Annotated in this window: 9 protein-coding genes; 6 read left to right on the top strand and 3 right to left on the bottom strand. The window is 56.2% G+C overall.

All coding sequences use genetic code 11. The features are described from left to right. Positions 1-4: 4 nt before the first annotated feature. The 3 genes from ACIPLA_RS00140 (at position 5) to ACIPLA_RS00130 (ending at position 4,820) form a co-directional block, all read left to right on the top strand. Positions 5-3,103, top strand: coding sequence for an efflux RND transporter permease subunit (locus ACIPLA_RS00140; protein ID WP_218394799.1), 3,099 nt, complete (start codon positions 5-7; stop codon positions 3,101-3,103). Positions 3,104-3,276: 173 nt separating this feature from the next. Continuing rightward, positions 3,277-3,915: a DUF1345 domain-containing protein gene (locus tag ACIPLA_RS00135; RefSeq protein ID WP_401170421.1), complete on the top strand. Its 639-nt coding sequence runs from the start codon at positions 3,277-3,279 to the stop codon at positions 3,913-3,915. Positions 3,916-4,319: 404 nt separating this feature from the next. Then, a complete protein-coding gene (locus ACIPLA_RS00130; protein ID WP_401170418.1) occupies positions 4,320-4,820 on the top strand; it encodes a hypothetical protein in 501 nt (166 codons plus the stop codon). 71 nt (positions 4,821-4,891) lie between these two features. On the opposite strand, the gene ACIPLA_RS00125 is transcribed toward ACIPLA_RS00130, so the two are convergent. The 3 genes from ACIPLA_RS00125 to ACIPLA_RS00115 all read right to left on the bottom strand — a co-directional run bounded on the left by ACIPLA_RS00125 (position 4,892) and on the right by ACIPLA_RS00115 (position 10,262). Then, entirely contained in the window at positions 4,892-7,138 is a 2,247-nt protein-coding gene (locus ACIPLA_RS00125) for an autotransporter outer membrane beta-barrel domain-containing protein (RefSeq protein WP_401170415.1), read from the bottom strand. A gap of 235 nt (positions 7,139-7,373) precedes the next feature. Then, on the bottom strand, positions 7,374-9,374 hold the full coding sequence (locus tag ACIPLA_RS00120; RefSeq protein WP_401170412.1) for a hypothetical protein: 2,001 nt from the start codon (positions 9,372-9,374) through the stop codon (positions 7,374-7,376). Between the two features lie 90 nt (positions 9,375-9,464). Then, a complete protein-coding gene (locus tag ACIPLA_RS00115; protein ID WP_401170409.1) occupies positions 9,465-10,262 on the bottom strand; it encodes a hypothetical protein in 798 nt (265 codons plus the stop codon). Between the two features lie 220 nt (positions 10,263-10,482). Between ACIPLA_RS00115 and ACIPLA_RS00110 the strand changes: the two genes are divergently transcribed. From ACIPLA_RS00110 to ACIPLA_RS00100, 3 genes are all read left to right on the top strand, one after another. Then, positions 10,483-11,508 (top strand): LacI family DNA-binding transcriptional regulator, encoded by a 1,026-nt coding sequence (locus tag ACIPLA_RS00110; RefSeq protein WP_401170406.1) that lies wholly within the window; start codon positions 10,483-10,485, stop codon positions 11,506-11,508. Positions 11,509-11,674: 166 nt separating this feature from the next. Further along, positions 11,675-12,457 carry a sugar phosphate isomerase/epimerase family protein gene (locus ACIPLA_RS00105; RefSeq protein ID WP_401170403.1) on the top strand — a complete coding sequence of 261 codons (783 nt, stop codon included), beginning with the start codon at positions 11,675-11,677 and terminating at the stop codon, positions 12,455-12,457. Beyond that, complete coding sequence (locus ACIPLA_RS00100) at positions 12,450-13,436, top strand: sugar kinase (RefSeq protein WP_401170400.1); 987 nt, start codon at positions 12,450-12,452, stop codon at positions 13,434-13,436. The genes ACIPLA_RS00105 and ACIPLA_RS00100 overlap by 8 nt, the downstream gene beginning before the upstream one ends. Positions 13,437-13,457 lie beyond the last annotated feature (21 nt).

Raw genomic sequence — 13,457 nt, 5'->3', positions numbered from 1 at the left:
TTTTATGCCGCAGTTCTTTATCGACCGCCCGGTGTTCGCCTGGGTGATCGCCTTGTTCATCCTGCTCGCCGGTGCGCTGGCCATTGTCCAGTTGCCGGTGGCGCAGTACCCGAACGTTGCGCCGCCGAAAGTCGAAATCTATGCCACCTACCCAGGCGCTTCGGCGCAGACCGTGGATGAAAGCGTGGTCAGCCTGATCGAGGAAGAGCTCAACGGCGCGGACCATCTGCTGTATTTCGAATCCCAGAGTAGCCTCGGCAGCGCCACCATCACCGCGACTTTCCAACCAGGCACTGACCCGGAAATGGCGCAGGTCGACGTGCAAAACCGCCTCAAAGTAGTCGAGTCGCGCTTGCCGCAAGCGGTCACTCAGCAAGGCTTGCAGGTGGAGAAAGTCTCCGCCGGTTTCCTGCTGCTGATCACCCTCACCTCCAGCGATGGCAAGCTCGACGACGTGGCGCTCAGCGACTACCTGGCGCGCAATGTGATGAACGAGATCAAGCGTCTGGACGGCGTCGGCAAGGCGCAGTTATACGGTGCCGAACGGGCGATGCGGATCTGGATCGACCCGCACAAGCTGATCGGTTTCAACCTGACCCCGGCCGACGTCAACGCCGCCATCGTTGCGCAAAACGCTCAGGTTTCCGCGGGCAGCATCGGCGACTTGCCGACCCGCACCACCCAGGAAATCACCGCGACCATTCTGGTCAAAGGTCAGTTGTCGACGCCTGAAGAATTCGCCGACATCGTGCTCAAAGCCAATCCGGACGGTTCAACCGTGCGCATCCGCGATGTCGCGCGGGTGGAGATCGGCAGCCAGGAATATCAGTTTTCCACGCGCCTGAACGGCAAGCCGTCCACCGCCGTCAGCGTGCAACTGTCGCCAGGCGCCAATGCCCTGAGCACCGCGACGCTGGTACGGGCGAAGATGGATGAACTGGCGCGCTACTTCCCGGCCGGCGTGGAATACAAGATTCCGTACGACACTTCGCCCTTCGTCAAAGTCTCGATTACCAAGGTGGTCTACACCCTCATCGAGGCGATGGTGCTGGTGTTTGCGGTGATGTTCCTGTTCCTGCAAAACATCCGCTACACGCTGATCCCGACCCTGGTGGTGCCGGTGGCGCTGATGGGGACTTTCGCGACCATGCTTGCGCTGGGCTTTTCGATCAACGTGCTGACCATGTTCGGCATGGTGTTGGCCATCGGCATTCTGGTGGACGACGCGATTGTGGTGGTGGAGAACGTCGAGCGGATCATGGCCACCGAAGGCCTGTCGCCCAAGGACGCGACGCGCAAGGCGATGAAGCAGATCACCGGGGCGATCATCGGCATTACCCTGGTGCTGGTGGCGGTGTTCATTCCGATGGCGTTCATGCAGGGTTCGGTCGGGGTGATTTACCAGCAGTTCTCGCTCTCCATGGCCACGTCGATCCTGTTCTCGGCATTCCTCGCCCTGACCTTGACCCCGGCGCTGTGTGCGACGCTGCTCAAGCCGATTGCCCAGGGCGAACACCACGCCAAGGGCGGTTTCTTCGGCTGGTTCAACCGGCGCTTTGAACAACTGACCGAGCGTTATCAGGGCTGGGTCGCCTATGCACTGAAACGCACCGGGCGTTACCTGTTGATCTACGGCGTGCTGCTGATCGGTCTGGGGTTGTGCTTCAGTCGTCTGCCCTCCTCGTTCCTGCCGGTGGAAGACCAGGGTTACACCATCACCGACATCCAGCTTCCACCCGGCGCGAGCAAGAATCGCACGGTGCAGGTGGTCGAGCAGATCGAAGCACACAACGCCACCGAACCGGGCGTCGGCGACAGCACGGTGATTCTCGGTTTCAGCTTCTCCGGCAGCGGGCAGAACGCCGCACTGGCGTTCACTACGCTCAAGGATTGGTCGGATCGGGGCAGCGACGACTCGGCGAGTTCGATTGCCGACCGCGCCAACATCGCGCTCAGTCAGATCAAGGATGCCATGGCCTTCGCGGTCCTGCCGCCGCCGGTCGATGGACTCGGCACTTCCAGTGGTTTCGAGTTCCGCCTGCAAGACAGGGGCGGCCTTGGCCACGCCACGCTGATGCAGGCGCGCAGCCAATTGCTGGCCGCCGCCGAGAAGAGCCCGGTCTTGATGAACGTGCGCGAAAGCGCCTTGGCCGAAGCGCCGCAGGTGCAACTGGAAGTCGATCGCAAGCAAGCCAACGCCTTGGGCATTTCGTTTGCCGACATCGGCAACGTGCTGTCCACCGCCGTAGGGTCGGCCTACATCAACGACTTTCCCAATCAGGGACGGATGCAGCGAGTGGTGGTCCAGGCTGAAGGCGATCAGCGCAGTCAGGTCGACGACCTGCTGAAGATTCACGTGCGTAACAACGGCGAGAACATGGTGCCGTTGTCGGCTTTCGTTCGGGCCAACTGGACCCAGGGCCCGGCGCAATTAACCCGTTACAACGGCTACCCGGCCATCAGCATTTCCGGCGAACCGGCGCCCGGCTACAGCACTGGCGAAGCCATGGCGGAAATCGAGCGATTGGTGGCGCAAGGGCCGGCGGGATTGGGGCAGGAATGGACCGGGCTATCGTTGCAGGAACGTTTGTCCGGCAGTCAGGCACCGATTCTGCTTGGGCTGTCGTTGCTGATCGTGTTCCTGTGCCTGGCGGCGCTGTACGAGAGTTGGTCGATTCCGAGCTCGGTGTTGCTGGTGGTGCCGCTGGGTGTGCTCGGTGCGGTACTGGCCGTGACCCTGCGCGGGATGCCCAACGATGTGTTCTTCAAGGTCGGGCTGATTACCATCATTGGCCTGTCGGCGAAGAACGCGATCCTGATCATCGAATTCGCCAAGAGCCTGTACGACGAAGGCCATGATCTGATCGACGCCACCCTGCAAGCCGCACGCTTGCGCCTGCGGCCGATTGTCATGACGTCACTGGCATTCATCCTTGGCGTGGTGCCATTGGCGATTGCCACCGGGGCCAGCTCGGCGAGCCAGCAAGCCATCGGCACCGGGGTGATTGGCGGGATGATCACCGCGACCCTGGCAGTGGTGTTTGTACCAGTGTTTTTTGTGGTGGTGATGAAACTGGTGCGCAAGCGCCACAAAAACATCTAAGCCACAACACATCCCCTGTAAGAGCGAGGCTTGCCCGCGAAGGCGGTGTGTCAGTCGACATTAATATTGAATGTGACGGCCTCTTCGCGGGCAAGCCTCGCTCCTACAAGGGATTATCGTTGTGGTCACAACCTGGGCTAAGGTGTTTAGACACCCAGGCCCATCGAGTTCCCATGCCTCTACTCGCCCGCACCCACCCTCGCCTGTCCGCCGCGGCCACACTCGGCATCGCAGTGGGCATTCTGGCTCCGGCCGATTCGATCCTCGGCAAAATCCTCATCGGCTGGAACGCCGGGGTCTGGACGTATCTGGCGCTGATCATCTGGCTGACGATGCGCTCGAAAGCCGACGACGTGAAACGCATTGCCGAAGTCGAAGACGAAAACGCCGGGCTGGTGCTGTTCACCGTATGCATGGCCGCGCTGGCCAGCCTCGCCACCATTACCCTGGAACTGACGGGCAGCAAGGACCTGGACACTTATCACCGACTGTTACGCTACGGCTTCACCGGGTTGACCGTGATCGGCTCGTGGCTGTTGATCGGGGTGATTTTCAGCCTGCATTACGCGCGACTGTTTTACACCTGGGGAGGCAAGGAACCGGCGCTGCGATTCGCCGAGGGGCAGTTGAAACCCGACTATTGGGACTTTTTGTACTTCTCGTTCACTATTGGCGTGGCCGTGCAAACGGCGGATGTTGGTGTGGCCACCCATGATTTGCGCAAAATCGTGCTGGCGCAGTCGTTGATCGGTTTTCTATTCAATACGGCGATTTTGGGGTTTTCGATCAATATTGCGGCGGGGTTGTTCTGATGGCTGCACCAAGCGTTCTAGTTGAGCCAGGAGAGGCCCATGACGGCGACACGCCCGCCAAAGGCAGTTTCGCTTACCGCATGCGGTACCTCGACCCGGCGTAGCTGGAACGCGAACTCGGCGCGTGGGTCGGGGCGAGACGATCTCTTCACTCGGCCCGGTCACGTAATAACTTTAATCGGACACTTTGGGGGCTCTTGTTTCTTTTCACATGGCCCGGCGTGTGGTTTTGATTTATATAAACAAACAAAAATAAGTTTGGCACAACCAACCACATCATAGTCAGCCTGTAAACTAGCAAGTCTTACAGTTTACAACCTTGTTGACTTGGCATTCTATAAGCTAATCCCGCCTGCTGTTCCCAAAGGCGAGATATCACTTGTCATGACAGCGGAGACTGATGAATGAACGCATTTGCGAAACTGGCAGTGCAACCCCTGTTGCTAGGGACATGCACAGGAACGATCGATGCAACAGAACCATTTAATGCCGGCCTGGTAGAGCTTTCAGTCGCAACCTATCCCCCTCCTCACGGTGAAGCGCATGTGATGCTCGCCACGCAGCGGGCCCCCTCGCCGGATTACACGACAAAAGAACTGAAAATTTCATTCTCTAAGGGGGCAGAGGACGGCATTTATGGTCTGTATCCCACCGACTATACTGTTCGGGTGCTTTTCATTGATCGTTCGGTTCCAGCAAAACCGATTGTCTATGAACAGTCTCAGGGCGTCGCCAATGTCAAATACAACTCAACAACCTCAAACTTCTCTGGAGAAATAAGCGTTACGCTCGAAAATCTGGACGAAGACACCCGCAAGACCGTGTGTGTGAAAGTCGATTTCTCAGCGTATCCACACGTACCGACAAGAAGAATTCAACGCCGCCCCTCATCAAAACGTTGCTGACGCTGATCGGTTAGAGACACCAATAAAAAGGAAGCCGAAGCTTCCTTTTTATTTAACTAACTATTTTTATGTCAAAACGCGTATCGAAAACCCACTGTCAATCCGCCCGGCTGCCTGAAGTTTTTACCATCGCTATACTCGTAATCCGCATGCATTTGAAGACTGCTTGTCATTGACACCGCAATACCTGTCCCCAGCAATGTTCGCGCGCCGGAAAGATCATTATTGAATACGTTGTCATTGACCCTGACTTCATTGTTTTTTGCGAACTCATAAGCGCCGCCGACGCGTAAATAGGGTTGCAACTCAGTCTCACTGTTCAGTTTAAAATTACGGCCCGCCGTCATCCCGACCTCACCCAGTAGCGACCGCGCGCGATCACCATCAGCCTGCAAATCATTATCAAGAGAAAAATGTTTGCCCTGAATGACTACCGCAGACCACTTCGTGAAGGGTTCAATGAAATAACCGTCGTCGAATTTGATATGACGGCCAAATTCAATAGACCCACCCAAGCCAGTGTTGTCATAGTCACCTTTCGCTCGGGCTCCGTCGCTCAGGCTGACCTTGGCATCATTGCGAAACCGGTTCACTTTTAGAACCCCATCCATATAGTAACCACTGACGGAATCCAGCCATGTGGCATACGTACCAAGGTAGTAGCTGTCGACCTTGCCCGATGTACCGGCGTCCAGGTCGAGGTCAGATGTGCTATGGCCACCCATAATACCTACCAGCCATTCTCCATCACCGATCGGCAGTCGCGTATCCGCCCCCAGTGTGAAACCTCGCTGAGTTTGCTGGTAACCCACACCGGAACCATCGGCAATCTCATATTTATTGCCATAGGTCCGCCCCCAGGCTCCGCCCTGCCCGCCATTGAAACGCAACTCCCCCATCCGGGTTCGCAATGAGGTCAGCTCTCCGTACCATGTGGGCAAAGGCGTATTAAACAGCGCAAGTACCGAACGCGCTCCCGGGCTTATAACACGTGTGCTCGGATCCAGAATCCAGTCGTTGCCGCTTTTTGCCAGCGCATAGGAATAAGCGCCCTGATCCACGTTGTTGGGAAGTGAAAATTGAGCATCGCCGCCAGCAGTTTTTACAACGGTAATCGGTTGTCCGGCGGGTGGTTCAGTACCACTGCTGGTAATTAACAACTGATGTGATCCACTGGCCGTTCCAGTGACATTCAACAGATCAGTCCGCCCCGTGGCGAGATCTGTGCCCATGATAAATAGACCGTTCCCTGACAGATCGGTCACGTTCAATTGGTAAAAAGCGTTTTTGTCCCCAAATTTCACCGTCCCGCCATTGAGCACGAGTTTGTCAACCTGGCTGTTGTCGACCAGCGCCCATTGTGAGGTGTCGTTAATGGTCGCACTCGCGACATTCACCAGTCGCCCGGTGAGAGAAGAGTTGTTCTGTAACGTGAGGTCAGTGGTACTGCCGGTTTCGGTAACAATATTGCCGTTCAATGTGCTGGCATTGACCGTCATTGAGGTTGTGGCGCCGCCTTTGACCTCAAGCAGTGTGTCGTTGCCCGCCAGCAGTGTGGCGTTGTTCAGCGTCAGGGTGGCCGTGGTAGCTGCAACGTTGTCGAAATCCACCACAATCGCAGATCCGGCTTTGCCTTGAACCGTGGTGTTATCGAGATTCAGAGTCACCGGTGCCACACCGGTCACATCCAGTTCGATGAACACTCCGTTCTGGCCGCCGGTGATCGTGCTGTTTTTGGCGACCGCGTCGGCACTTTGCAACCACAGGCCGTAACCGGTGGTGGCAGTGCCTTCCAGAACGGAATCGATAACATTGATAAGACTGTGAGAAGTCGCAAATGCACCGGCATCCGCGCCGGTGATGGTGCTGCTATCCGTGACATTGACGGTAGAGCCGGTCTGAGTACTGGAGAACCGTACGGCGGCTAACCCGAAAAAATCGCCGCTAACCGTGCTGTTGTTAATGTTGCCTTGGCTGGAAACCAATTCCAGCCCCGTCTGCCCGCCCGTCCCCGTCACCGTGGCACTACTGATATTCACAGTCGAACTGTTTCTTGCGCTAATACCCTGAGTGCTGCTACCTGCGTTGATATTGACCGCCGAACTGTCGGCGTCAATAGCGAGAGTCTGCGCATCATTGACGTTCAGTGTTGCGCTTTGGCTCAAGAACCAACTTTCAACCGCATCTCCATTGTTGACAGTGGCAGTGCCCCCGACGACCGGCGCAGCGGTGGCCAAGGTAGAAAACATGAAAAACGGAACACACAGTGCAGCCTTCGTGAAGGGGGGTGAAAGGAGTGACCTGGAGATGAAGTGCATACTGGACACCTGCTTAGAAAAGCTTAATCGGGTTTTGTGGCGGGCCGTGAACATTCACAGTCCTACCTTTGAAGATCCGCAAGGCTATCGAGTAATTACGCGTTGTTATGTAGGACTTTTCCGAATACTCAGAATGATAAGTCCTGCGAGAACCTCAGATCCAAAAACGTCGATTGCTCAAATGCAGCGAGCGCGAAAAATCATTTCACGCCCGCCGCCCGTCTTTGAACTTCCATCAAGGTATCGGATGAGCCATTTCGCAGAACTGGTCATCGTTATTCAGCATAAACACAAAATGAACAGCAGGATCCGACTCCGGCACAATACCGGTAATGGTGTAGGTCAATTTTCCAAAGCCCTCCGACACTGGCTTGAAATTATCCATATAGTCACCAATATCCGTTTCGATGCCTTCCGGAGGTACAGTGCCGGAAATGGGAATGTCTCTTGTAACGTCGGTACCGTCGATGGGGATGGTCGCAGCTTCATCTGAAAACCCCTGCCATTTCAATGTCACCGTTCGCCCATCAACAAGTGAAGCGCTGTATGGAATAGTGACTTTCAAGTTGCGACGACTTGTTCCATCACCCGGATACTCTGGATGATCCGTTGGCAGGAAGTTCAATGTCGGACAGGAAATCGAATCAAATACAAGCCATTTAATTTCCGGTTTGGGCAACATAATCTTGGTGATATCAACTTCAACGTCTTGATCTTCTGAAAAGACAGGATTATTAACCCCGACGGCCGACAGTTTCCATTTTATTTTCACCGTCGCGTTCAGCTTTCCCTCAATAATTGCCCAGGGTACCGTTGCCGCGTCGATCTCCTTCCCCTCGTCTCCTGGTTGCAACAGATACGGATCATCAAGTTCCTGGTCATCATAAAACACGGTAATGCTTTGGGCCGACTCCGTAGGCGGGGCGTCATATAGCTGGATAAAAATCTTTGCATCTTTACCGTGGTCGTTATCGTCGAGTACGTTGTCCACGCCTTGTGACGAAACCAGCCGAGGCAATTCCAGAGCCTCATTGACAGGGTCCGGTTCATTGGGGTTTGGCGGGCCAGGATAGGAAATGTCGGTGTAAAAGTTCGTCTCTGCCGTCGCGATCATGTTTCCCGATCCGCGAAACATCTTATAGCTGACCTTCGTTGGGACAGGACCATCTGTTGCGCCATAGGCAATCTTGATGACAGCGCTGTAATCCACGGGGAATACAAGGATTGTATTTGTACCTACTCGTTGCTCAGGCAGATCGATGCCCTGCCAGCTGGCGATGATGGTGTCATTAGGGGAATTGGGCAGCGGAACCGTAACCTCGATTGTCACACCCTGTTTGCAGTCTGCTACATCGATCAGGGTATCTCCGTCGGTGCCATCCGCCAACGGCACCACTGGTGGTAGCGCTACCGGGGGAGCCAAACGCCGGACGGTGCGTTGATTCGGTTTGGAACGGCGACTGATGTGGCCCGGCAGATCCTTGACCTCATAAGTTAGCGTGTTCAGACCCTCCCTGGAATCCTCAAAAATCTTGATAGGCATATTGATTTTGCCGTCCACGGGCACGGGCACGTCCTTCAATACGGGCGTCGCATAGGCAGGATCCGCTGGGTCGCCAAAATAAACATCACAGACATCGGTCAACTCCGCATTGCTGGGGGCGCGTGTCAGCGTAATTTCGATACCGCTAGGGTTTTCGCCCATGTAGGCATCATCGATTTCTTTGTCGGGTGGCAAATCGGTAGGGAATGCAGCAGCCGGGGGAGAATAGTCCGTCGGGGGAGTTTTGGTTTGATAGGGTCTCGTCTTATCAATTTTATAACGGGTGATGGCCTCGGGATTCGGGTTCGCGCCGTTGGCAACAAGTACATACACCAGTTCATATTCGGTAGGCGTTTCGGGAGTCGCCAACTCCTGGAGCTTGTCTAACGGGATTGTGAATGGCATCGGCCATGTACGCTCAGCGACCGGGCCCAATGGGTGCCCGGTCATGAGAGGTATTTTTGTTGGATCATCTTTTACTCGTAGAAAGACCGTCAGCAAATCGCGCGCATATTGCGTCGGCGGTTGAGGGATCGTGTAATCCAGAGGTGCACCGAGATGTTCACGCGGTATGCGCAAGTCACCTCCCGGAAGATTTTGTTTAATTATTGTGGCTCCATCGAGCAGAATGGTACCGCCACTTCGAAGCGATACCTGCTTATTAAAACTTGCACTTTCAACTTTAGCATTCATTCGATTAAACTCCTTTTTTATACACGATTGCACCTCGCCCGCAATGCAGCAAAATACGGTGCACATTGACAACGCATTATCACAGCGTTCTTACGGCCCACACGGTAGCGGTTCACCAGCAATAACCCGATCTATCCTCACCATCCTCTCAAGCGAGGTCCCGAGTAATTTGGCACCTCGGTAAATTGAGTAGTTCGCAATCGCCGACGCTTTATTCTTCATGGGTTCTAAATGTGGTATGAACGGCTCTATCGTGACCGAAAAACCCTTTGCGATTTCAAGATCACTCAACAGCATTTTATCTATTCTTTTATAAGTGTCGGTTATGGCATCGCCGCTTCCATTTGGACTCAGATAACCCACCCATTCCACCCTACATACATCACCCACCTTGCAAAAAGAAGGAAGTGGAGGAACCTTTACCTCTACCCCCGACCAAATGGGCGGATCCGACTCGCAATTTAAATATCCTCCATCGTTTTTGGCTGGAAAATCAACTTCCGGAAGGTTCTCGAAAATCGGCGCATGATCGATGGTCAGCTTTCGAGGCAGCGAACTGGCTGGATTGCCTAGATAATTACGCGTCTGATAAGTAACTTCGACAACGCCATCGATGATTAAATATTCAGGACCTATTGGAATAGTAAATTCCACGTCTTTGATGGGAGTGACATAACTTCTCTCCCATTTGAATGGTGTATTTCCGCTGCCCGCTGCCTGAACAATGAGTGTATCTGTTTTTCCATCAGGAGATTGCTTGGGCCATATTGGCACTACGACCTCGATCCCCTTCTGCAATAGTTCGAGTGGTATGTAACCCTCCGGATCGTCGTCGGCCACTCCTTTCACTTTAGGCGGGTCATAGGCCAGAATTTCATTGGACGGCATAGTCGCTTCCTCGGTTGTCTCTTCAACTTCAGACTTGAAGCAAATTAGGCGCCTGTTTCCATCGGCGGACTACTGTCATATCTGACAGGTAAAGCTACCGTTCGTCGGCTTTTTCCTACAAAGCAAGGCTTCACTGGCTTGACGAGCTCTCGTTAATGGTGTCTTCTGAAACCGGTTTCATAGCCAGCCTGCACACACTCCAATAACAAGGTTGAAAACCGTGAACGACTTCTCCGCCGCCCAACGCAGCCGCGTCACCATGCTCGACGTCGCCGAACATGCAGGCGTGTCCAAGGCCAGCGTCTCGCGCTTCATCGGCGATGACCGCTCCCTGCTCTCCGATGCCATCGCCCTGCGCATCGAGCAGGCGATTGCCGAATTGGGCTATCGCCCGAACCAGATGGCCCGCGGCCTGAAACGTGGGCGAACTCGCCTGATCGGCATGTTGGTGGCCGATATCCGTAACCCTTATTCGATTGCCGTGATGCACGGGGTGGAAACCGCTTGCCGTCAGCACGGCTACAGCCTGGTGGTGTGCAACACCGATCGCGATGACGAGCAAGAGCGTCAACACCTGGCGTTGCTGCGCTCGTACAACATCGAAGGCTTGATTGTGAACACCCTCGGTCATCACCGGGATGAACTGCGCGAACTGCATCAGGAAATGCCCATGGTGCTTGTGGATCGCAAGGTCGAGCAGCTCGAGAGCGATCTGGTGGGGCTGGATAATCCGGCCGCGGTCGAGATGGCCGTTGCCCACCTTGAAGAGCGCGGTTATCGCGATGTGCTGATGGTCACCGAGCCGTATGACGGCACCAGTTCGCGGATCGAGCGGGTCAGCAGTTTCAAGGCGCAGATCGAGCAGCGTCCGACGCTTTCGGGGGCTGTGGTCGAAACCGGCGGCGATCTGACCGCTCGTTTGGATAACTTTCTGCAAACGCCTGGCCCTGGCCCGAAAGCGCTGTTTTGCGCCAACGGTATCGCCGCGCTGGCCAGTACTCATTCGTTGCGTGAGTTGAAGTGCAACCTGTTCGGGGATGTCGGGCTGATTGCCCTGGATGATCTGGATTGGTATCCGCTGGTGGGGAGCGGGATTACCGCCCTCGCCCAGCCGACGGCGGAGATGGGTGCGAGTGCGTTTGAGTGTTTGCTCAAGCGGCTGCGTGGGGATGATGGGCCGGTGCGGATGCTGGATTTTCCGGCGCGGTTGATAGTGCGGGGGTCGACCCTGGGGAATCTTCGGTGAATATTCGGGCCTCTTCGCGGGCAAGCCTCGCTCCTACAGATTTTGTGTACGCCACAGATCCCTGTAGGAGCGAGGCTTGCCCGCGAAGAGGCCCCAAAGACCACCCCACAACTCACATCAATATTTTTTTGACCAAAGATGAAACCGGTTTCAGAGGTGAATAACAATGAACAAACCACCCGTTTCCATCAGCCTGTCCAGCTACGGCGCCGACCTCGTCCGCCAACGCGGCCAAGGCAGTTTTGTCGAGGTGCTGTCCACTGCCGGCGCCACGCATATTGAATGGCGCGAAGAGCTGCTGACACTCGAAGACCCCATGCAATTGGCCAGCGCCACGCAATCCTGGGGCCTGGAAAGCATCTATTCCTCACCGATGGAATTATGGCTGGCCGGGCAGTCGACACCCAATCCTGAACTGCTCCCGACCCTGGAGCGTGCCGAGTCATTCGGCGCCCAATGGCTGAAAGTCTCCCTGGGCTATTTCACCGACAACAACGATCTGCAGACACTGGCGCTTGCGTTGCAACAGAGCCCGGTGCAGCTGCTGGTGGAAAACGATCAGACCTTGCACGGTGGCCGAATCGAACCCTTCCAGCGTTTCTTCGCCGACGTCGAGCAGCACAACCTGCCGATCAAAATGACCTTCGACATCGGCAACTGGCAATGGCAGGACCAGTCCGCCGCCAGCGCCGCGCGGCTGCTTGGTCGATACGTCGGCTATGTGCATTGCAAAGCCGTGGCACGGCGGGCCGACGGCAAACTGGTGGCCGTGCCGCCGGCTGCCAGCGACCTGCATCTGTGGGGCCAACTGCTGCGGCACATGGATCACGGCGTGATGCGCGCGGCGGAGTATCCACTGCAAGGCGATGACCTGGTGCAGTTGACCACCGAGCATGTCGCCGCCCTCGCCCGCCTCGGTCAACACCGCCAGGAGCCTGTTCATGTCTGAGATCGATATTCTGTCATTCGGTGAAACCATGGCGATGTTCGTCGCCGAGCAGAACGGTGAACTGGCTGACGTCGACCACTTCCACAAGCGCATTGCCGGGGCCGACAGTAATGTCGCCATTGGCTTGTCGCGGTTGGGGTTCAACGTCGCCTGGCTGAGCCGGGTTGGCGCGGACTCGCTCGGCAGGTTCGTCATCGATACGCTGGAAAAACAAGGCCTGGATTGCACCCATGTTGAGATCGACCCGGCGCACCCCACCGGGTTTCAACTCAAGTCCCGCACTGACGATGGCAGTGATCCGGTTGTCGAGTATTTCCGCCGCGGCTCGGCGGCCAGTCATTTATCGGTGCAGTCCATTACGCCAGAGCTGCTCGAGGCCAGGCATCTGCATGCCACGGGCATTCCCCCGGCACTGTCTGCGTCGGCTAGGGAAATGTCTTTCGAGCTGATGACCCGCATGCGCAATGCCGGGCGCAGCGTGTCGTTTGACCCCAACCTGCGCCCGAGTCTGTGGGCCAGCGAGCAACAGATGATCCGCGAGATCAACCGCCTCGCCGCCCTCGCCCATTGGGTGCTGCCGGGTTTGAGCGAAGGGCGTTTGCTCACCGGTTTCGAAGCCCCCGCCGACATCGCGGCGTTTTATCTCGACCAAGGCGCTGAAGCCGTAGCGATCAAGCTCGGGCCGGCCGGTGCGTATTACCGAACCCATCTGGATGAAGGTTTCGTTGCAGGCGTGCCGGTGGAAACGGTGGTCGATACGGTCGGTGCCGGCGACGGGTTTGCCGTCGGCCTGATCAGCGCCTTGCTGGAAAACCACAGCGTTGCCCAAGCGGCGCAGCGTGCCAACTGGATCGGTAGCCGCGCGGTGCAGAGCCGTGGGGATATGGAGGGGTTGCCCACCCGAGCCGAAATGGATGCTGAATTTGAGGCCGCCTTCGCGGGCAAGCCTCGCTCCTACAGGTCTTGCGCGATCCCGTAGGAGCGAGGCTTGCCCGCGAAG

Source organism: Pseudomonas sp. NPDC086112, from assembly GCF_044746425.1.
Lineage (GTDB): Bacteria > Pseudomonadota > Gammaproteobacteria > Pseudomonadales > Pseudomonadaceae > Aquipseudomonas.
Note: the sequence above shows the minus strand (reverse complement) of the source record. Positions and strands in the feature narration are given on the sequence as shown.